Raw genomic sequence first — 20,197 nt, forward strand, 5'->3', positions numbered from 1 at the left:
CAGCGGAGTCCAGAACATCCGTTGTTCGACCACACGGGGGACGAGGAGGAAGTGACGTGAACGTTGTCCATATGCTCGGTCTCTGCGCCCCGCCGGAAGCCGACCCCTTCGGCGAGGCGCTGCTGCGCGCCCTCGCGGCGCCCGGCCCCACCGGTGTGCGGCTGGAAGTCCATCCGGCGCCGTCCGACCTGCCGCCGCACAGTAAAGTCGCCCTCCGCCAACTGCCCTCTGGGGCACAGGAGTTACGCCGCAGGGTGGCCGATGCGGACGCACTCCTGCTCGCCGTGCCCGAATCGGCGTCCCTGCCGCCGGAACCGCTGCTCACGGCCCTGGACTGGCTCGCCCTGCCCCGGGCCGGCTCTCCGCTGACGGGCAAGCCGGTCGCCGTGCTGACCACCACGTCGGTCGGCACCGGAGACCCCTCGGTGCCGACCGAGACCGAGCGGATACTGCTCGGCACCGGATGCGAGATCATCGGCCCGCGCACCATCACGGCGGGTGCCGGGAAGGTCCTGCAGGACCAGTTGGATGGCAGCGGCAGGACGCTCATCGCCGATCCCGCCGCGGCCATACGGCTGTTGCTCCACCTCCGGCGCACCGCCAAGGCGGCCCTCGCCGCCTCGTGCTTCTTGTCCGGGGAGGAATTCCGGCCCTGGCTGTAGTCTCGGCGACAGGGCCGCATCCCCACGGTGACAGGAACGAAAGGGACTGCGTCCCACCGCTCGGAAGCGGCGGGACGCAGTCCCTTCCACCCGTGCCGGGCCGAGCTACCACCCGGCGTCCCGTCAGGCGTGGCAGCGCAGCATCACCAGCGGTGGGTTGGCCAGGAAGTCGGCCCAGAACTCCTCCCCCAGCTGTCGCACGCCCTCGTCCGGGACCTCCAGGGGCAACCAGGACACCTCACCGAAGCCCGCCGCCCGCAGACAGTCCTCGTAGACCTCGGCGCGCGGGTAGTTGGTGACGAACTCGACCGGCGGGTCGAGCAGTGCGGTGATCCGCACCCGTGGCCCGATCCGGCCTACGCCCACCTGCTCGTAGCGGAATCCATAGGGACTCATGGGCGGCCCGTCGAACCGGTAGCCGGGCGCCTGCGTCAGGACGAAGAACTCGGCGCCGGGCGCCAGGCTCCGGTGCACGCTGCGGCACATCCGTTCCATGGCGGCGGCGTCCTCGGCGTAGTTGAGCAGGTAGACCGCCGTCGCGGCGTCGAAGGGCCGCTCGGGCATCGGCAGTTCGGCCACGTCACCGACGGCGTAGCGGACGCCGAGCGGGCTGCGCGCCTCGATGTTCCGGGCAGCGGCCACCATCTCGCCCGAGATGTCGATCCCCAGCACCTCCGCGGCGCCGAGCCGCTTGATCTGCCGGGTGTAGAAGCCGGTGCCGCAGGCCAGGTCGAGCACGGACCTGCCGCGCACGTCACCGAGCATCCGCAGGAAACTGGTCCGCTCCGGGTAGCGCGCCATGGGCAGCGTCTTGAACCCCTCGTAGGACTCGCCGATCTCGTCGTACTGATGCAGGCTCATCCCGCAGCCCTCCCAGGCTCTCGTCGCTGTTGTTACGGTTGCTGCCGCTGTGGTCCAGGGCCCGGCGGCGCAGCAGGTCACCCGCGAGTGCCGTGCGGCGTCCCTGGTACGCGACGGCGGCCAGGGCCTCTTGGGTCAGCAGGGCTCCGGCGGTCGTCGCGTACGAAGTGCCATAGGGATTGCCGCCCGCCTCGAAGACGACCGGGTCCGTGTAGCCCGGCGGGACCACTACCGCTCCGCCGTGGAGCAGCGCGTGGTGGAAGGCCAGCAGCGCCGACTCGCTGCCCGCGTGGGTGCGCGCCGTCGTCACGAAGCCCGACGCGGGTTTGTCGGACAGCGGCCCCCGCCCGTCGGCGCCGACGACGGAATCCAGCGACTGCACGAAGCCCATCAGCGACGCCGCCATGCCGCCCAGCCGTGCCGGGGCACCAAACACCACCGCGTCCGCCCAGGCCACGTCCTCGGGGGTGACGACGCTCGCCGCGCGTTCCGGATGCCGGGTCCGCCCCTCGACCCGCCGCAGCCGCACCCGCGCACCCACGGACCGGGCGCCCGCCGCGCACTCCTGGGCCAGGAGCCGCGCGGGGCCTTCGTCGGCGCAGTGCACCACGGTCACTTTGACGGGGTCCGGCGCCTCGGCGACCGCCACCGTCCGGTGGCCCCTGGCGGTGAGGTCCGCCAGCCGGTGGCCCAGGCGCCGAGCCGCGTCGCGCTCACCGAGGTCGGGGCCCTCCGGCCGGCTGGCGACGGACAGGCCGTACGGATTGCCTCCCATCGATCCGAAGGCCGGGTCGGACGGATCAGCCCCGATCACCCAGGAGCCCCAGTGGTAGGCGGTCTGATGGAGCGCCAGCAAGGTTGCCTCTCGGCCGCCGTGCGTACACGTCGACGAGGTCATGCCGGTGACCGTCCGGTCCGCCAGCAGCCCTTGCCGCCACAGCAGGCTGGTGGTGTCCAGGAACTGCTTGAAGGGCGCCGACACGTTGCCGAAGTAGGTGGGGGTCGCCAGCACCAGACCGTCCGCCCACCGCACGTCGTCCGGTTCTGCGGCACGCTCCGGCCACGCGGTACTCGTCGGGCCCTCGTCCCCCACCTGCAGCAACCGTACGTCCGCACCGGTGGCCCGCGCGCCCTCCGCGGCCCGCAGGGCCAGCGTCCGCATGGTGCCGCGGCGACTGTGGTGGACGACCGCTATCCGGGGCCTCACGCCGCCGCCCCCGGCAGTCGCCCGGTGCGCAGTACGAGCCGTACGTCGTCGCCCATCCGCTGTACGTCGTCGAGTTCGAGCCGCAGCCCGTCGCCCAGCGTCCGCACCCCGAACCCGTCGAGCACCGGCCGTCCTTCCGCGCCCATCAGCAGCGGAGCCACATAGGCGACCACCCGGTCGAGCATGCCGCGCGCGGCAAAGGCCCCGGCCAGCCGGGCCCCGCCCTCCAGCAGCACCGAGCGCAGGCCGCGTGCGTACAGTTCCCCGGCCAGTGCCTCGATGTCGAGGGAGCCGGCCACCACGGGGACTTCCAGGACCTCGTGGCGGTCCGGCAGTTGCGGCTTGGGCGCGCCTTTACCGATAACCACCAGGGTGCGGGCCGCGTCGTCGAGGACGCGCGCGCCCGGCCGGATGGAGCCCGTACGGTCCAGCACCACCCGTAGCGGCGGGCGGCCCTGCACTCCGTGCCGCAGACCGAGGTGCGGGTCGTCCGCGTGCAGGGTCCCGGAGCCCACCAGGACGGCGTCGTGCGCGGCACGCAGGGCGTGCGCGTCCTCCCGCGCCGACTGTCCGGTGATCCACCGGGATGTCCCGTCGGGCGCCGCCGACCTGCCGTCGAGACTGGCGCCGAACTTCCAGGTCACACACGGCCTGGCCCGGCGGATCGCGGTCAGCCACAGCTCGTTGCCGCGCTCCGCCTCCGTGCGCAGCACACCCGGAACGACCTCCACCCCGGCCTCGCGCAACCGCTGCCCGCCGCCCGCGGCGTCGGGATTCGGGTCGGGCACCGCGTACACGACGCGTACGATGCCCGCGCCGATCAGAGCTTCGACGCAGGGCCCCGTACGCCCTTGGTGCGCACACGGCTCCAAGGTGACCACGGCGGTCGCGCCGCAGGACCGGCTGCCCGCGACGGCCAGCGCCTCGACCTCCGCGTGCATGTGCCCGGCGCCCCGGTGGAAGCCCTCGCCCACCGGGTTCCCGGCCGGGTCGAGGACGACGCAGCCCACGACGGGGTTGGGTCCTGTGCGGCCCAGCGCGTGGGCCGCGAGCGCGACCGCCCGCCGCATGGCGGCCTCCTCGGCCCGCTCCCTCGGTGTCGTGGCGTTCCGGCCCGTCACGGTGTCTCCGCCAGCCGGAAGCCCATCGCGTAGATGTCGCGCTGGTACCAGCCGTGCCGGCGGCGACAGCGGGCCAGGTCCCCGAAGCGGGTGAAGCTGCCGCCGCGGGCGATGCGATACGTGCCCCGGGTGACCGCGAGGTCATCGGCGACGTCCACACCACCGGGGTACGGGCGGTAGTCGTCGGCGGTGAACTCCTCGACGTTGCCCGCCATGTCGTGCACACCGAACGGCGAGCGCCCGGCAGGGTGCACCCCGATGGGGGTGGTGGCCAGCGGGCCGTGCTCGACCGTGTTGGCGCGGTCCGTCCCGAACGTCTCGCCCAGGGGAATTCCCGTCCGTCGGGACCCGCCGCCGCGTACTCCCACTCCGCCTCGGTCGGCAGCCGGAAGGCCCTGCCCGTACGGCCCGCGAGCCAGTCGGTGTAAGCGTCGGCGGCCTCGGCCGACACGGTCCACACCGGGTGGTTGCCGAGCTGCTCGGGATAGTTCCCGAACCTCCAGGACGTAGGCAGCGGCGTGCTGCCCGTGTCCTCCGCGAAGCGGCGGTACTCAGCGTTGGTGACCGGGTGGAAGGCGATGCGGAAGGCCGCGAGGTCCGTCTCGTGCTCGGGGCACTCCTTGGCGATCCAGTCCTCCTCCACGCCCACATGCCTCCAGCGGGCGGTGACCTGCCCGACCTGCTCCGGGGCGAGTCCGAGCCGGACCCGGGCCGCCGGGACGTCGGCCATGGGCGGGTCGTCCGGGCGGATGCGCGGGTCACCGACCAGACCGAGGACGGTGCCTGCGGCCCAGCGTCGGGAGAAGGACTCATCGGGGTCCTCCGCGACCGATACGAGCGTGTCGGCCGGGACCCCGAGGAGGTCGCGGTGCTCGCGCAGCGGCCACGGTTCGGTACGGGGCACGAAGGCTTCGGGCAGCCCCATCGCCGCCCTGTCGGACAGGGTGTTGGGGTTGGCCATGCCGGCGGGCGGGCCGACGGACATGCGGGCGGGCAGACCCGCGGGCAGCGTGCTTCTGGTCACCTGTGCCTCCGTGCGTCGGTCGGAACGGGGTCTGCGGACAGTGCCGCGGTGGGCACGGCGTCGGCCAGCGCGCGGTAGCCGGCGTCGTTGAGGTGGATGTGGTCCCCACTGTCGTAGTCCGCCCGTACCCGCTGCGGGTCGGCGGGGTCCCGGGCGGCCTTGTCGAAGTCGGCCACGGCGTCGAAGTCGGGGGAAGTGCGCAGCGCCGCGTTGAGTTCGGTGCGGGCCCGCTCGGCCCCGACGGTCCACAACGGCGAGCCCTTGAACGGGGTCAGGGTGCCGACAACCACCCTGATGCCCTGTGCGCGCAGGCGTCCGGCCATGGTGCGCAGTCCTCCCAGCACCTCACCGACGCTCGCGCGGGGTTCGAGCTGGAGGTCGTTGATGCCTTCGTGCAGCACGGCGGTGCGCACCCCTGACTGACGGATCACATCACGGTCCAGCCTGCCGAGCGCGCTGGTTCCGCGCTGCGGCCGGTCAGTCTCCGTACCGTCGCGCAGTACGCGGTTGCCGCCGAGGCCCTTGTTGAGCACGCCGAGGCCGCGGGCCGCCGGGTCAGCGGCGAGGCGGCGGGCGAAGGCGTCGGTCCAGCGTCCGTTGCCATCCTGGGTGGAGCCCGAGCCGTCGGTCTGCGAGTCGCCGAGCGCAACGACCGTGCCCTGCGCCCGTGGCCCCCGCACGTCCACGCCGGTAAGGAAGAACCACGAGGTCTCCGTACGGGAGAAGGAGGTCCCGGCCTGGTCCGCCGCGTGGTCGCCGGGTTCGGAAACGTACGAACGCTGCTGCGCCAGCCAGTGCCAGGTGGCGGGCCCCGTCGGCGTCGGCAGATGGATGCTGACGAGCAGGTTCGCTCCGGCGGGCACGTCGAAGGGAACCGGGTCGCTGACCGCTTCCGTCCCGGCGGGCAGCGTGGTCGAGACCGCGCCGCCGTCGAAGGTGACCGGGCGCAGGCTGCCGGTGGCCGCGGCCGGTGAGGACCCGGACTCCGGGAGGGCGACAGTGGTGCGGCCGATGGTCAGGGGCCCCGTCCCGTACGCGTGGGACAGCCGCAGCCGCAGGTCGCTGCCGCCGATGGAGGTGTGCACCACCATGCGTACAGTCCGATCGTGCAGGCCTTCCCTGGACGTGCCGTCGGGGGCGGCGGGCGCGGGGGCCGTGCCCCAGGTGCCGGCCCAGCCGGCCTCGACGGACCGGCTGTCGGCGGGCCTGCTGTCCGCGGCGGCCGGTGACGGCAGGAGCAGGCCCACCGCGGACACCAGGGAGAGCAGTCCGGCGGCCAGGCCCCGGCGCGGGCTCCCGGCGCTCATCGGGCCCCGCTCCGCACGGTGCTGCGGAAGGTGCCGACCAGATAGTGGAGCCCCACCGTGCCCCGGGGCACCGGCCGCAGGTCGACCGGCTCGAAGCCGTGCCCGGTGACGAGTCCGGTCAGCTCTTCGGCGGTGAACTCCCGGTAGAGACGGTTGCCGCCGTTCACGTAGAGGCGGCCCGCACCCGTCTCCGACTGGAACACGGATACCGTGAACAGGCCGCCGGGCCGCAGCAGTTCGTGCACCCGGCGCAGATAGCGGGGGTAGCGGTCGGGGTGCTGATGGTGCAGGCAGCCGTTGTCCAGGACGGCGTCGTACTCCGCGGTGCCTGTCAGCTCCGTCGCCGAGATGGCGAGGAAACGCGCCCGGCCGGGCCTGCTTTCGGTGATCGCGGGCCACTCGGGGGACGCGACGAGGTCGATCCCGGTGACGCGGTGCCCGCCGCCGATGAGGATGTCCGCATCAAGGCCACGACCGGTCCCGATGTCCAGGACGTGCGCGTCCTCGGCCGCGCCGAGTGCCTCCAGCAGGAGCCGTGGCGTCTCCCGCATCGCCTGCTCGTCGGTCCATACGTCGCGCCCGTCGGCGTAGTGCCCCTGGAAGTCGCAGAGGAGCGCGGCTTCGTAGGCAGCCACGTCGAGCGGTGGCACCTGCGCGGGGACGATCGTGTACTGGTCGGCTATCCGATGACTGTCCATACGGTCCCGAGTCCTGTTCCTGTGTTGAACGACTGAACGACTGAACGACTGAATGGCGGGAGGCGACGAGGCGCGACAGGGCGCGGCGGTCCCTCACCCGGGCGGTGACGGGGAGAGCCGCTTCGCCTCCCCGCCACCGCCCGGGGTGCCTGCGGATCAGTCGCCGACCGTGTACACCTGTCCGTCGTAGGACGCGGCGGCGAACACCTTGCGCTCCGCGTCGTACGCGAGCGAGGAGATGCCTGCCGTGGTGGGCCGGACAACCTCGGTCCAGCGGCAGTCCACCCGGTCGTACAGGGCGACCCGGCCGTTGTAGCTGCCGGTGGCCACCAACCGGCCGTCGTCGGAGGCCGCGACGCACTTGATGGAATGGGTGTGCGGCGTCTCCAGGGTTTCGGAGCGCTGCTCCGGGTCCCAGATACGCAGGGTCAGGTCGCGGCTGACGCTGGCGAACCAGCCCTCCCCCAGACCAGCGCAGCCGTTGGCGATCCTGCCGTGTACTTCCTCCAGCGTGGCGACCTTCTCCAGGGTGGAGATCCGGTACCAGGTGGCGGAAGCATCGGCCGCCACCGAGAAGATCAGGTCACCGGAGACCGCGATGCCTTTGACGGCGTTGACATGCAGCGGAAGGTCCTTGATGTACTCGATGCCACTCTCGGCGCCGAGCTTCACCAACAGTCCTTCGCCCGTGTACGCCCCCACGACCGCATACCGCTCGCCGCCCCTCCTGAAGGCGGCTCCGCAGTTCAGCGGCGACCGGTGCTGATGCAGCTCGCGCCCGGTCAGCGCGTCGAAGAGCTTGCCGAGCTGACCACCGGAGAGAACCAGGCCGCCCAGCGGGGTGAGGAAGTTGCAGAGACTGCCGGTCTCCGCCACGAGGGCGCCGTCGCGTCGCACCAGCCCCGCGTCGCCCACCGTGAGTGTGCTGCCGTCCGGGGCGGGCAGGACCGCGTTGACTCCCAGGGTGGGGGCGACCTCGGCGCTGTCCCAGGCCCGGGCCTGGTAGTCGTAACCCCGGTAGCTGGCACCGAAGGTGGCGAAGACCAGCCGCGAGCCTCCGGCGAACGCACAGGAGCGGGGCCACACGTCGTCCGGCAGTGCGGTGGTGTCGCGCAGCTCCGGCTTGCCTGAGGCGACGTTCCACAGCCGCATGGTCCGGTCGTAGCTGAGGCTGACCAGCAGATCGCGGGAGTCGTCGAGCACCAGACGCTTGATTCCCGCCTCGTGGGCGGGCACTACGGTCCGCCCCGTCGGCTCGACGACGATGATCCGGCCCTCGTCGTTGCCCGCGAAGATGGTGCCGCCCGCGGAGATGGCCACGGTGTCCGTCTCCACGCCGCCCATGTCCAGGTCTGCGATCATGCCGCCCGTCTCCAGCGACCAGCGCTTGATGGTGCCGTCGTCGCTGGACGAGATCAACTCGTCTGCCCCGCAGGCCCATTCGACGGAGATGACGTCCGCGGTGTGCCCGGTGAAGGTGGTGACGAGACGACCGGTGAAGTTGTAGACCCGGACCCGGTGGTCGCGGGAGGCGGTCGCGACCAGCTCTTTCGACGGATGGAAGACGGACATCTCCACGTCATCCTCTTGGTCGGCGAAGACCGCCACCAGGCGCAGGTCGGGAACAGTCCACAGCCGAGCCGTGTAGTCGCTGGAGGAAGTGAGCAGATGGCGGCCGTCCGGCGAGAACAGGCACTGGTTGGCCAGGTGGTCGTGGAAGGCGCGGGCCAGCGCCCGCCCGGTGCCCTGGTCCCAGCAGATCACTTGGTTGTCGTAGCCCGCAGTGGCCACGTAGTCGGCCTGCCAGGCGGCGATGCCGCTGATGGGGCCCCGGTGCTGAATCATATGGACTCCCCCACGAGCTGGATGCTGTGCCCGCTGAACTCGACCTTGGCGCTCAGGTATCCGTGGTTGCGCTCGGTACGGAAGATCCCGGTGGGAACGACTTCCTCGACCGCCACGCCGTACGAGACCATCTGGTTGACCTTGTCCGGGTTGTTGGTGAGCAGGCCGATCCGGGTCACGCCCAATGCGTGGAGCATCTGGGCGGCGGCCCGGTAGTCGCGCAGGTCGTCGGAGAAGTCCAGCTCCCGGTTGGCCGCGAAGGTGTCGAGACCCAACTCGTCCTGCACGCGGTAGGCATCGAGTTTGTTGTAGAGGCCGATGCCACGGCCCTCCTGACGGAGGTAGAGCAGCACACCGCCGGCTTCCGCGGTCAGCTGCATCGACTCATCAAGCTGGGGTCCGCAGTCGCAGCGGGTGGAGCCGAAGACGTCGCCGGTCAGGCACTCCGAGTGGAGCCGCACCAGGGGGACCTCGGCGACGGGTGCGAAGACAACGGCAATGTGTTCCAGTCCGTCACAGAGCCCGGAGAACGTGATCATTTCGGCGGTGCGGCAAGTGTCGTCCGCCAGATACACGGGTACCTCGACCCGAGCCCGGATCTGCCCCCGGGGGTCGGCATCGGAGGTGGTCGGCGGGTTCCCGCCAGTGGGTATGTTGAGCACTGGTTAGTCCTCCCCATGAGTTGGCGCACCCTGTCGGCTGCAAAGCGCCACGCGTGGCCCACAGCTTGCCCACCCGCCGCTCCACGCACAGCACGGACCGTACCGATACCGGGACCGAAGTTTTTTGTGCCACCGACCGAACACAAAGGGGCGCGGTCTGGGCCTTCACCGCTCCAGGACAGCGTGGAAGTGCTGTCGCGAGGGTGTCCAGATTGTTCGTCACACAACGATCTTGGATGCCCCTCCTTTCGTTTGGGTGCGGATCGGGGCTTTTCCTCAAGGCCGGGTGGTCAGGGCTTGGGTCAAGACCCCTTCAGGTAGACCAACAGCTTGATGCGCTGCGGCGGGCAGAGGCAGGCGAAGTTCCGCAGCCGCTGGTACGCCCGGTACTGCTTGCGCTCCATACGGTTCACACCGTCCCCAAGCCCAAGCAGCGCCTCGTCGACCGCGCTCGCCAGCTCCACCATCGACGCTCCCACGACGCCAACTGCCGCCAGGGTAACCGCCTGCCTACGCCCCCGGCGGGCCACCTTCATGCCGCCGCTCACGGACGCCACCATCCCAAGGCCGAGCAGGTCGCTGCCGAAGAGTCGGTAGCGGACCAGATCGATCGAGCGCCGGTGCTCGCGCACAGCATGCACGTCGTACCGCGTCAAGTCGCCGTCGATACAGATCAGACGCGGTCCGCTCCACAGGACCTTGGAAGCGGCTGCCACCCCGAGACGGTCTCGGACCGGGTGCTCGAACTCGGCCCGGTGGTCCATTTGCCAGGCAAGGTAGAACAGGCCCTGGTTGATGACGCCGGCATCCGTGCCACGCTTGTACTCGACAATGACCGGCGATCCGTTCTCGTCCGGCCCCAGCGAGTCAATCCGGCCCATGTGCCCCGGCCCAGTACCGTATTCGCTCGCCAGGAACCGGACGCCCAGCAGCATCTCCACGTGCGCCTCGACAAGGCCCTGCGCATCGGCCTCGATCTCAGGCGGAACAGCTTCAGGCTCGACACCTTCCCCTCCTCGGCTCGGAAATCACCGACGCCGACGGGGTCGGAATTGCTTCCGCGAGAGGCTCTGGAGGTGTGAAGACAGTGTGAGGCCCTACGATCGGCCGATCGGGGAGCGCTCGCGCCCCGCTCACCGGGAGTCCCCCAGGTGTCCCCCGGGCTCGGGGGCCAGCGCCCGGGAGCTGCGTCTACGCAGGTCAGCCGCTTTAGCTCAATGGATAGAGCACGTGCCTTCTCAGCACCTGCCCGGACTCATACGCCGAGGCGCTGCCAGCAAGCAGCCAGCACGCGACACGCAGCACACGAACACCGGTGATCTCTTCAGGTGCGTCTTTGCACTGTTGCGCTCACGGGAGCCTCGTCGCGTAGAAGGCCACGGCGGAGGCGGCGGCGACGTTGAGGGAGTCCACTCCTGAGGCCATCGGGATCCGGACCCATTCATCGGCCGCGCGCAGGGCGGCGGTCGACAGTCCGTCGCCTTCGGTGCCGAACATCAGGGCCAGTTTCCCGTGCCGGCGGGCGGCCAGTTCGTCAATCGTGATCGACTTCTCGTCGAGGCACAGGGCAGCCGTCACGAAGCCGTGCCGGCGGAACAGCTCGGCGTCCTCCGGCCACGCGGTCAGACGGGTCCAGGGGACGTGGAAGACGGCGCCCATCGACACCTTCACCGCCCGCCGGTACAGGGGGTCGGCGCAGCGTGGTGTGAGGAAGACGGCGTCCACGCCCAGAGCGGCTGCGTTGCGGAAGGCAGCCCCCAGATTCGTGTGATCAACGATGTCCTCGAAGATGGCGACGCGCTGAGCTGCGCCCTTCTGGGGGCCCAAAGGCAACATCGCACCGATGTTGGTGTGGTCGTTCACCGATTCCATGACCACCACCCGGCGCGCGGTGGCCAGCAGTTCGTCGGAGCCGGGCAGCGGCTTGCGCTGCATGGAGGCGAGCGCACCGCGGTGGACGTGGTAGCCGGTGACGCGTTCGGCCAGTTCGGGGGTGACGGCGTACACCGGGGCCGGGACCTCGTCGATGACGTCGCGCATGACGTCGACCCACTTGGCCGAGAGCAGCATCGACCGCATCTCGTACCCGGTCTGCCGGGCGCGGCGGATCACCTTCTCGCCCTCGGCGATGAAGAGGCCTTCGGCGGGTTCGCGCCGTCGTCGCAGCTCGACGTCGGTCAGGCCGATGTAGTCGCTCAGCCGCGGGTCGTCAGGGTCGTCGACGGTGATGAGTTCTGCCACAGGGTGATACTGCCTTGTCCGGTGTGTGGTGCCAACGCCTGGGATGGAGATAGGTGACCGCGGGCTACTTCACGCCTCGTCGTCCGGCCGGTCCTGGCCGGTCCCCGGTGCGGAGTGCGGGCCGACCGCGACGACCTCGCCGATGACGATCACGGCGGGCGGGCGCACATCCTCGGCGACCGCGCGCTCGCCGACGTCCGCGAGGGTCGCGTCGACCCGGCGCTGGGCGGCGGTGGTGCCCTCTTGGACGAGGGCGACCGGGGTCGCCGGGTCCTTGCCGTGGCCGATCAGTGCGGCGGCGATGGCGCCGATCTTGTCGACGGCCATCAGCAGGACGAGGGTGCCGCGCAGCCGGGCGATGGCCTCCCAGTCGACCAGCGAGCGTGGGTCCTCGGGGGCGACATGGCCACTGACGACGGTGAACTCATGGGCCACGCCCCGGTGGGTGACGGGGATGCCGGCCGCCCCGGGGACGGAGATGGTGCTGGAGATCCCGGGGACGACCGTGCAGGGGATGCCCTCGGCGGCCAGCGCCTGGGCCTCTTCCATGCCTCGGCCGAAGACGAACGGGTCGCCGCCCTTGAGCCGGACGACGGACCTGCCCGCCTTGGCGTGCTCGATGAGCGTTCGGTTGATCGCCTCCTGGGCCATGAACCGCCCGTAAGGGATCTTCGCGGCGTCGATCACCTCGACGTGCGGCGGGAGTTCGTCGAGCAGGTCGCGGGGGCCGAGGCGGTCGGCGATGACCACGTCTGCCTCGGCGAGGAGGCGGCGGCCACGGACCGTGATCAGGTCCGGGTCGCCGGGACCGCCGCCGACGAGCGCGACACCGGGGGCGCGGGTGCGGTGGTGCGGGGCGGCGAGGGTGCCGTCGCGCAGGCCTTCGACGATGGCGTCGCGGATGGCGGCGGAGTGCCGGGGGTCACGGCCCTGGGAGGTGGTGGTGAGGACGGCGACGGTCACGTTCTCGCTGCGGCCGGTGGCCGGGGTCCAGGCGGTGGCGGCCTCGGCGTCGTCGGCCCTGACGCACCAGGTACGGGTGCGCTCGGCCTCGGCGGAGGCGGCGTCGTTGGCCGTGGTGTCGGAGGAGGCGATCAGGGCGTACCAGGTGTCGGCGAGATCGCCGTCCTCGTAGCGGCGGCGCTCCCAGCGGATCTCCCCGGCGTCCGCCATGGCCTCGACGGAGGGCGTCGCGGACGGGGAGACCAGCGTGATGACGGCCCCGGTGGCGATGAGCTGCGGCAGCCTGCGCTGCGCGACCTGTCCACCGCCGACAACGACGACGCGGCGGCCGTGCAGGCGCAGTCCGACGAGGTACGCGGGGTGGTCGGCGCGGTCTGCGTGACCTGCGCGGTCGGCGTGGTCTGCGTGCTCGGCCATGGCGGTACGGGCTCCTCGTGCGGGTGCTGCGTAGGGCCGCTGCGGCGGTGGAGCGGCTGTGACGTGCGGAAGGCTGAGGTCTGGGTCGGGAACACGATACGGGGTGGGGCGAGGGCCGAAAGCGAGGTGAGGGGACGGGCGGGGTGAGGCGGGGGCCGGGACTGGAGGCCCCCGCCTCACCCCGTACTACTTCTCCGTCACGCCCGCCGAGTCGAACGTCGCCACCTCGTGCATCGCACGCGCCGCGCTCTGCACGATCGGGAGCGCCAACAGCGCGCCGGTTCCCTCGCCCAGTCGCAGGTCGAGGTCGACCAGCGGGCGCAGGCCCAGCTTGTTGAGCGCGGCCACATGGCCGGGCTCCGCGCTGCGGTGGCCGGCGATGCAGGCCGCCAGTGCCTCGGGGGCGATGGCGCGGGCCACCAGGGCCGCCGCGCCCGCGCTCACGCCGTCCAGGATCACCGGCGTACGCAGGGAGGCTCCGCCCAGGAGGAAACCGGCCATCGCCGCGTGCTCCAGGCCGCCGACCGCCGCGAGCACGCCGATCGGGTCGGCCGGGTCCGGCTGGTGCAGGTCGAGGGCGCGGCGGACGACGTCGACCTTACGGGCGTGCATCTCGTCGTTGATGCCGGTCCCCCGGCCGGTCACCTCGGAGGCGTCGGCCCCCGTGTACACACAGATCAGCGCAGCCGACGCGGTGGTGTTGGCGATGCCCATCTCGCCGGTGAGCAGAGCCTTGTTGCCTGCCGCCACCAGATCCCGGGCGGTCTCGATGCCCACCTCGATCGCCGCGAGGACCTCTTCCCTGGAGAGTGCGGGGCCCGTCGTGAAGTCCGCTGTTCCCGCGCGTACCTTGCGGGGCAGCAGCCCCGGGGTCGCCGGCAGGTCGGTGGCCACGCCCACGTCCACGACACAGACCTCCGCGCCGACCTGGGCCGCGAAGGCGTTGCATACGGCTCCGCCGCCCAGGAAGTTCGCCACCATCTGGGCGGTGACCTCCTGCGGCCAGGCGGTGACTCCCTGGGCGTGGACCCCGTGGTCACCGGCGAAGATCGCGACGGCCGCGGGCTCCGGGATCGGCGGCGGGCACATCCGGGACAGCCCGGACAACTGTGCGGAGATGATCTCCAGCATGCCGAGCGCGCCGGCGGGCTTCGTCATCCGCTTCTGGCGTTCCCACGCCTCGCCGAGCGCCTTCGCGTCCAGCGGGCGGATCGCGGAGATGGTCTCCTGGAGCAGGTCGTGCGGCTCGGCACCGGGCAGCGCGCGGCGACCGTACGTCTCCTCGTGGACGACCCAGGACAGCGGGCGGCGCTTGGACCAGCCCGCCTGCATCAGCTCGGGCTCCTCGGGGAACTCGTCGACGTAACCCACGCACAGGTAGGCCACGACCTCCAGGTGCTCGGGCAGGCCGAGCGCGCGGACCATCTCCCGCTCGTCGAAGAAGCTGACCCAGCCGACGCCGAGGCCCTCGGCGCGGGCGGCGAGCCACAGGTTCTCGACGGCGAGGGCCGAGGAGTACGGCGCCATCTGCGGCTGGGTCTGCCGGCCGAGGGTATGACGGCCGCCACGGGTGGGGTCGGCGGTCACGACGATGTTGACCGGAGTATCGAGGATCGCCTCGATCTTCAGTTCCTTGAACTGCTTCGCCCGGCCCTTGGGCAGCGACTTCGCGAAGGCGTCGCGCTGGCTCTGGGCAAGCTCGTGCATGGAGCGACGGGTCTCGGCGGAGCGGATGACGACGAAGTCCCACGGCTGCGAGTGGCCGACGCTCGGCGCGGTGTGCGCCGCCTCCAGCACCCGGAGCAGGACCTCGTGCGGAATCGGGTCGCTGCGGAAGCCGTTGCGGATGTCCCGGCGCTCCCGCATGACCCGCAGGACCGCTTCCCGCTCGGCGTCGTCGTAACCGGGGGCGGGCGGGGTGAACAGCTCGGCCTGTTCGGCGGGTTCGGCGGGCCCTTCAGGCTGCTGTGCCGCCTCGGCCGGTTGCGGTGGGTCAGTGTGCTGCGGTGCCTCAGCCTGTGCCTGCTGGTCGGCGGCGGGGGCCTGCTGGTCGGCCTCCAGCGGCTCCGGGAGTTCCGGTGTCTCGATGACCTCGGGGCCGGTGCCGTCCTCGGCTTCGGGCGCGACCACGTCGGCCGCTGCCGCCGACGCTGCCCCGCCGGGCTCGACAGCGGACCCGGGTGCGGGGACCGAGGTGGCTTCCTGCTCCGTCGCGGGAAGTTGCCGGGCCGTCAGCTCCTGCGCCGCCGCTCCCTCCGTCACGGGCTCGGCCGACTCCACGGGTACCACGGGCTCCACAGGCGCCACTGGCTCCACAGGCGCTGCGGGTACCACAGGCTCTGCGGCGATGGGCTCGGGTGCGAGCGGCTCGGCCACCGGCTCCGCCGCAACGGTTTCCGGAGCCACAACGGCTTCCGGACCAGCAACGGCTTCCGGGCTCTCGGCCACTGCTGCCACCGGGGCCGGCTCGACGGGCTGCACCACCGGCTCGGGCTGCACCACCGGCTCGGGCTGCACCACCGGCTCGACGACAGGCGTGTCCTGTGCCGGGGCCTGGGGTTCGGGGGCTGCGGCCTCCACCGGAACGGTCCCGGCCTCGGGCTCCGGGGCCGTGGCGACAGCGTGCCGCGCCTCCACCGGCTCCGGCGTCCCGGACGCTGCCACCTCGTCGGCCGGGGCCTGGACAGGTGCCTCTGCCGGAGCCTCCGGCCGGGCCGCCTCGGGCTCCGGTCCGACGACGGGGACGGGAACGACGGGGGACATCTCCACGGCGGCCGGCTCGGGAACGACCGTTTCTGCCGGCTCGGGCTGCGGGGCCGGCTCGGGCTGCGGGGCGGCAGCGGGCTGCGGGGCCGGCTCGGACTGCGGGGCGGCAGCGGGCTGCTCCGGCTGCTCGATCGGAGCCGCCGAAACCGCTGCCGGGACGGACACGGCCACCGGCTCGGCCGGCTGTACCTCCTGAACCGGCTCCTCTGCCTCGACCACGGCCTCGACCTGTTCAACCACCACAGTCCGCTCGACCATAGCGGGCTCGGCCACCGGCTGCTCGGCCTCGACAACCTGAATCCGCTCCGGCTGCTGAGCCGTCTCGGCGGGCGCCTGCTCGGTGGGCGCCTGCTCCGCGACGAACTGCTCCGGCTGCGGCGGCTGCGCCCCCCACGGGGCGCCGGCCTGCGGCGGGATCTCGCCCAGCTGCGGGCCGGGCAGGGTCGAGGGGTCCTCGGCCGGGGCGTCGAAGTACTCGGGGCCGGTCGTCGGCGGGCCCGCGTGGCGGGCGGGGGCGGCGGTCCGGGTGGCTCCGGCGGGGCCCCGGTCGGCCAGCGAGCGCACGACGCCGCCCTGGGTACCGCCGTACGCCGGGGCCTCGGCGGGGGCGGGGCCCCGGTGCAGGGGGCGGCGGGCGGGGGCGGGCGCGCCGACCGATGCGGGCGCCGGTGCGGGCGCGGGGATGCGTACGCCGTTGAGGTCCACGGAGCCGGAGTCGCGGCCACCGGACTCATGGGTGCTGTGCGTCTCCGCGGGGGCGGAGGCTGGAGCTTCCTGGCCCTGCTGCGCGGGAACCTGCCGCTGGAGCTGCTGGGCGCCGTGCTCGGGAGCGGCGGGCTGCGCCGGCGTGGTCTGCGCGGCGGGCTGGCCCTGCGCGGGGGCCGGGGCGACCTGCGGGTCGCTCCAGGCGCCCTGGGAGGTCGGCATCAGCAGAAGGTCGTCGTCCTCGGGAGTGTGCTCGGAGGGGTCGAGGAAGGTGTACGCGTCCGGGGCGGGGATGCCCGGCTGCTCCACCATGCCTGCGTTCTCCGGCAGTCCCTCGCCCGGGATCCGGCCGGTGTCAGTCATGCGTACCCCTCGCCCATCGTCAGTGCTCCTTCGGCCCTTCGCCCGGGACGCCGAACCACGGCACGCCGGTGCTCGTCATCAAGAACGAGCGGGCTCGCCGCGCGGCACGAAACGCCCGCGGGGCTTCCTATTCTCGCGGCCGTTCGCCGCCGCGACAGGCTGTTCTGCCACGGCTCACTGTGGACTGCGCCACGTTGCGCGTCCCCCGGGTTGTGCCGTACCACAGTGCGGACCAAAACGGCCCACTTTTCCGGACACTGACGTACGAAGCGACGAACGGCCGGGCGCGGTACAACGATCGGCCAGCTTACCTTCCGCACCGGGCCGAACGGGTCAGGGGGCGAGGTCGGACCGGCGTCCGGACAGCAGGAAAACGACCGACCTTTCGCGCTCGGTCCAGGCGGTGGTGTCCAGGTCCACGGACTGGAGCAGCGCGCATTCGACCGTGTAGCCGTTGCCGGTGAGCGCCCCGCCGAGGGCCTCGGCCTCGTCGCGGGTCGAGGCGTGGGTCACGATGCGTTCGGGGCGGCGGTCGGCGACCGCGGTGGCCACCGGGACTCCCCCGCCGCCGATCCGTACGACGTCCGGTTCGGGCAGCCGTTCCAGGACGTGCGGGGCACGGCCGCGGACGACCTGGACGGGTACACCGAAGGCGCGGGCGGCGGCCTCGGTGCGGGCGCAGGCGGCCGGGTCGGCGTCCACGGCCAGGACCGCCGCGCCGAAGCGGGCCGCCTCGACGGCGAGGGCGCCGCTGCCGGAGCCGATGTCCCAGACCAGGTCGCCGGTGCGGGGGCCGAGGCGGGCGAGCTGGGCGGCGCGCAGGCCGGGAAACTCGCCTTCTCCGGACTCCCGCATCCGCTCGGCCCCGGCGGCCCGGTAGGCCTCGGCCGGCAGGGCCCAGCCCCGTATGCCCCGGGAGCAGGCGGGCCGGCGGCCGGCGATCCAGGCGCCGGCGGCGGAGGTCTCGGGGCCGCCGCCCAGGACGATGACGACGTTGGGGTCGCGCCAGGCGTGGTCGGCCGCCTTGTCGGAGGTGAGGACGGTGATGCGCTCGCGGGCGGTGCCGAGCTCCTCGCAGATCACGAAGGTGCGGTGGACGCCGTCGAGGAGCAGGGCCAGTTCGGCGGGTCCGGCGCCCGGTGAGGTGAGGACGGCGACCTTGTGGTGGGCCCGGCAGACGTTGACCGCGCGGCGCAGGGTGCGGGGGTGGGCGACGACGACCTGGGCGTCGTCCCAGGGCATGCCGGCCCGTGCGAAGGCGGTGGCCACGGAGGAGACGGCGGGCACGACCTCGACTTCCAGGCCGTGTTCGCGGGCGCGCAGCGTGCGGACGACGCCGAAGAAGCCGGGATCGCCGTCGGCGAGGACCACGGCGCTGCCGCGGTGTCCGGCGATCCTGCGGGCAGCGAGATCGACGCTGCCGAGGCGGATGCGTTCGGCGTGCGGGGGCACTTCCGGCAGGGCGAGGTGGTGGGCGGCGCCGGCGACGAGCGTGGCGGCCGAGAGCGCGGCCGTGGCCGCTCTGGTCAGTGGCGAGCCGTCCCAGCCGATCACCGTGACCCGGTCGGCCATCGTCGTCTGTCTCCTGAGGTGTCGGAGGGAGCGGGCGTCGCCCGTGCGGTGCCGGGCAGGGGTGAGAGTACCTGGTCCGGACCTCGGGGGTCCGGGTGCCCTCGGGCTCTACTTCCAGCTGTTGTACGTGCCGTAGTCGCCGGCGTCGGCGAGCTGTTCCGCGACCCCTTCGAGATCCTCGGGGAGGAGCCCCCAGACGATCAGGTCGGTGCGGATGTCGGTCCAGCCGCCGTCGGTGCCGTTCTCGGTCCGGGTCCGGGCGATGCGGGCGTTGCGCAGGACGCCCTCACTGATGCAGCCGAGCTTCTGGGCGACCTGCTGGGAGGCGGTGTTGTCGGCGGGGGTGCGCAGTTCGATGCGTTCGAAACCCTGGTCACGGAAGAGCCATTGGGCTACGGCGAGCACGGATTCGGTGGCGTACCCCTCGCCGCGCGCCCAGGGGGCGGTGATGTAGCGGACCTCGGTGGCCAGGGTGCGCCAGTCGGTGTTGAGGAGGCGGACGCTGCCGACGAGCCGCTGGGTGAGGAATTCGGTGACGGCGAGGGCGATGCCGTGGCCCGCGGTGCGTTCGGCGGGAGCGATCCTGCGGACCCAGCGTTCGGCGTCCACCTGGGTGTACGGGTTCGGCCCGTCCATCCACGCGGTGACCGTCTCGTCGTTCATCATCTCGATGTACGCGGGGATGTCGGCCATCTCGAAGGGGCGCATCACCAACCTGTCCGTGCTGATGGAGATGGACGGAAAGGTGGTAGTCATGCGCAGCTCCATACCGAAGACCGGTTAAAAGCACAGCATGCAGCATCGGGTCCGCCGTGTGCGTGGGCGGGTCGGGACGACGGAGCCCCGCGCCTCCGGGAGGGAGGTGCGGGGCTCCGTCGGCAAGTGCCGGACGGGCGTCAGGACTTGGCGGGGGCACCGAAGGCCGGGACGATCGCGCCCTGGTAGGTGTCCTCGATGAACTTCTTGACCTCGCCGGAGTTGAGGAGCTTCGCGAGCTTCTCGACACGCGGGTCCTTCTCGTTGCCGTCCTTGACCGCCAGGAAGTTGGCGTACGGGTTGCCCTCGGCCTTCTCCAGGGCGAGGGAGTCCTTGCCGGGCTTCAGCTCGGCCTCGATGGCGTAGTTGCCGTTGATGACGGCGGCGTCCACGTCGTCCAGGGCGCGGGGCACGGTGGCGGCCTCCAGCTCCTTGAACTCCAGGCCCTTCTTGTCGGTGATGTCGCTCAGCTTGGCGTTGGTGCCGACGCCGTCCTTGAGGGTGATCAGGCCGTTCTCGGCGAGCAACTGGAGGGCGCGGCCGCCGTTGGTGGTGTCGTTGGGGACGGCGATGGTCTGGCCGGCCTTGATGTCCTTGAGGTCCTTGACCGTCTTGGAGTAGAGGCCCAGCGGCTCCAGGTGGACGTCGACCACGGGCACGATGGTGGTCTTCTGCTTCGCGTTGAAGTCGTCCAGGTAGGGCTTGTGCTGGAAGAAGTTGGCGTCGACCTGGCCGTTCTGGGTGGCGGTGTTCGGCAGGACGTAGTCCGTGAACTCCTTGACCTCCAGGTTGAGGCCCTCCTTCTTCGCCAGGTTCTTCTTGACGAAGTTCAGGATGTCGGCGTGCGGCGTCGGGGACGCGGCGACGACCAGGGCCTTGGAGGTGTCGGCGTTCGCGCCGGTCTCGCTCTTGGACGCCGGGTCGGAGGCCGTACCGCAGGCGCTCAGGCCCAGGGCGAGGGCGGCGGCGGAAGCGACGGCAGCGGTGATCTTGATGTTCTTGCGCACGAAAAGTGCCTCTTTCTTGT

General features: G+C 71.9%; 15 protein-coding genes and 2 pseudogenes. 1 reads left to right on the forward strand and 16 read right to left on the reverse strand.

The features are described 5' to 3' along the window. Positions 1-56: 56 nt before the first annotated feature. Positions 57-662, forward strand: coding sequence for an NAD(P)H-dependent oxidoreductase (locus tag ACZ60Q_RS34490; RefSeq protein WP_469641514.1), 606 nt, complete (start codon positions 57-59; stop codon positions 660-662). 123 nt (positions 663-785) lie between these two features. On the opposite strand, the gene ACZ60Q_RS34495 is transcribed toward ACZ60Q_RS34490, so the two are convergent. The 16 genes and pseudogenes from ACZ60Q_RS34495 to ACZ60Q_RS34570 all read right to left on the reverse strand — a co-directional run bounded on the left by ACZ60Q_RS34495 (position 786) and on the right by ACZ60Q_RS34570 (position 20,177). Continuing rightward, complete coding sequence (locus ACZ60Q_RS34495) at positions 786-1,523, reverse strand: class I SAM-dependent methyltransferase (RefSeq protein ID WP_469641515.1); 738 nt, start codon at positions 1,521-1,523, stop codon at positions 786-788. Continuing rightward, complete coding sequence (locus ACZ60Q_RS34500) at positions 1,417-2,730, reverse strand: flavodoxin family protein (RefSeq protein ID WP_469641516.1); 1,314 nt, start codon at positions 2,728-2,730, stop codon at positions 1,417-1,419. The genes ACZ60Q_RS34495 and ACZ60Q_RS34500 overlap by 107 nt, the downstream gene beginning before the upstream one ends. Beyond that, positions 2,727-3,800 carry a bifunctional diaminohydroxyphosphoribosylaminopyrimidine deaminase/5-amino-6-(5-phosphoribosylamino)uracil reductase RibD gene (ribD, locus tag ACZ60Q_RS34505; protein ID WP_469641553.1) on the reverse strand — a complete coding sequence of 358 codons (1,074 nt, stop codon included), beginning with the start codon at positions 3,798-3,800 and terminating at the stop codon, positions 2,727-2,729. Before ribD ends, ACZ60Q_RS34500 begins: the two co-directional genes overlap by 4 nt. Before the next feature lie 47 nt (positions 3,801-3,847). Then, positions 3,848-4,219 (reverse strand): formylglycine-generating enzyme family protein, encoded by a 372-nt coding sequence (locus ACZ60Q_RS34510; RefSeq protein ID WP_469641517.1) that lies wholly within the window; start codon positions 4,217-4,219, stop codon positions 3,848-3,850. Next, positions 4,219-4,836: pseudogene (locus ACZ60Q_RS34515) on the reverse strand (formylglycine-generating enzyme family protein); the annotation flags it as partial. The gene ACZ60Q_RS34510 and the pseudogene ACZ60Q_RS34515, both read right to left, overlap by 1 nt. Positions 4,837-4,871: 35 nt before the next feature. Next, entirely contained in the window at positions 4,872-6,182 is a 1,311-nt protein-coding gene (locus ACZ60Q_RS34520; RefSeq protein ID WP_469641518.1) for an SGNH/GDSL hydrolase family protein, read from the reverse strand. Next, positions 6,179-6,880 carry an SAM-dependent methyltransferase gene (locus ACZ60Q_RS34525; RefSeq protein WP_469641519.1) on the reverse strand — a complete coding sequence of 234 codons (702 nt, stop codon included), beginning with the start codon at positions 6,878-6,880 and terminating at the stop codon, positions 6,179-6,181. The genes ACZ60Q_RS34520 and ACZ60Q_RS34525 overlap by 4 nt, the downstream gene beginning before the upstream one ends. A 156-nt stretch (positions 6,881-7,036) precedes the next feature. Continuing rightward, the gene (locus ACZ60Q_RS34530; protein WP_469641520.1) at positions 7,037-8,725 is read right to left on the reverse strand and encodes a WD40 repeat domain-containing protein; all 1,689 of its coding nucleotides are present in this window, start codon (positions 8,723-8,725) and stop codon (positions 7,037-7,039) included. After that, positions 8,722-9,264 carry a GTP cyclohydrolase II gene (locus ACZ60Q_RS34535; protein ID WP_469641521.1) on the reverse strand — a complete coding sequence of 181 codons (543 nt, stop codon included), beginning with the start codon at positions 9,262-9,264 and terminating at the stop codon, positions 8,722-8,724. Before ACZ60Q_RS34535 ends, ACZ60Q_RS34530 begins: the two co-directional genes overlap by 4 nt. A 434-nt stretch (positions 9,265-9,698) precedes the next feature. After that, positions 9,699-10,322 (reverse strand): annotated as a pseudogene (locus tag ACZ60Q_RS34540) (DUF5655 domain-containing protein); the annotation flags it as partial. A 415-nt stretch (positions 10,323-10,737) separates the two neighbouring features. Next, positions 10,738-11,628 carry a TrmH family RNA methyltransferase gene (locus ACZ60Q_RS34545; protein ID WP_469641522.1) on the reverse strand — a complete coding sequence of 297 codons (891 nt, stop codon included), beginning with the start codon at positions 11,626-11,628 and terminating at the stop codon, positions 10,738-10,740. Between the two features lie 69 nt (positions 11,629-11,697). Beyond that, positions 11,698-13,008 (reverse strand): uroporphyrinogen-III C-methyltransferase, encoded by a 1,311-nt coding sequence (cobA, locus tag ACZ60Q_RS34550; protein ID WP_469641523.1) that lies wholly within the window; start codon positions 13,006-13,008, stop codon positions 11,698-11,700. A 186-nt stretch (positions 13,009-13,194) separates the two neighbouring features. Beyond that, a complete protein-coding gene (gene cobT, locus ACZ60Q_RS34555) occupies positions 13,195-16,842 on the reverse strand; it encodes a nicotinate-nucleotide--dimethylbenzimidazole phosphoribosyltransferase (RefSeq protein WP_469641524.1) in 3,648 nt (1,215 codons plus the stop codon). A 333-nt stretch (positions 16,843-17,175) separates the two neighbouring features. Then, on the reverse strand, positions 17,176-18,414 hold the full coding sequence (cbiE, locus tag ACZ60Q_RS34560; RefSeq protein WP_469641525.1) for a precorrin-6y C5,15-methyltransferase (decarboxylating) subunit CbiE: 1,239 nt from the start codon (positions 18,412-18,414) through the stop codon (positions 17,176-17,178). A 108-nt stretch (positions 18,415-18,522) separates the two neighbouring features. Then, positions 18,523-19,170, reverse strand: a complete 648-nt coding sequence (locus ACZ60Q_RS34565; protein WP_469641526.1) for a GNAT family N-acetyltransferase — start codon at positions 19,168-19,170, stop codon at positions 18,523-18,525. Positions 19,171-19,310: 140 nt separating this feature from the next. Next, positions 19,311-20,177: a MetQ/NlpA family ABC transporter substrate-binding protein gene (locus ACZ60Q_RS34570; protein WP_469641527.1), complete on the reverse strand. Its 867-nt coding sequence runs from the start codon at positions 20,175-20,177 to the stop codon at positions 19,311-19,313. Positions 20,178-20,197: the final 20 nt, after the last annotated feature.

It is taken from the genome of Streptomyces sp. NPDC104313, assembly GCF_055583985.1.

Coding starts and splice junctions, on each gene's coding strand:
- ACZ60Q_RS34535 (WP_469641521.1), bottom strand. CDS start 9,264: ATGATCACGTTCTCCGGGCTCTGTGACGGACTGGAACACATTGCCGTT.
- cobT (WP_469641524.1), bottom strand. CDS start 16,842: ATGACTGACACCGGCCGGATCCCGGGCGAGGGACTGCCGGAGAACGCA.
- ACZ60Q_RS34525 (WP_469641519.1), bottom strand. CDS start 6,880: ATGGACAGTCATCGGATAGCCGACCAGTACACGATCGTCCCCGCGCAG.
- ribD (WP_469641553.1), bottom strand. CDS start 3,800: ATGCGGCGGGCGGTCGCGCTCGCGGCCCACGCGCTGGGCCGCACAGGA.
- ACZ60Q_RS34520 (WP_469641518.1), bottom strand. CDS start 6,182: ATGAGCGCCGGGAGCCCGCGCCGGGGCCTGGCCGCCGGACTGCTCTCC.
- ACZ60Q_RS34530 (WP_469641520.1), bottom strand. CDS start 8,725: ATGATTCAGCACCGGGGCCCCATCAGCGGCATCGCCGCCTGGCAGGCC.
- ACZ60Q_RS34565 (WP_469641526.1), bottom strand. CDS start 19,170: ATGACTACCACCTTTCCGTCCATCTCCATCAGCACGGACAGGTTGGTG.
- cobA (WP_469641523.1), bottom strand. CDS start 13,008: ATGGCCGAGCACGCAGACCACGCCGACCGCGCAGGTCACGCAGACCGC.
- cbiE (WP_469641525.1), bottom strand. CDS start 18,414: ATGGCCGACCGGGTCACGGTGATCGGCTGGGACGGCTCGCCACTGACC.
- ACZ60Q_RS34495 (WP_469641515.1), bottom strand. CDS start 1,523: ATGAGCCTGCATCAGTACGACGAGATCGGCGAGTCCTACGAGGGGTTC.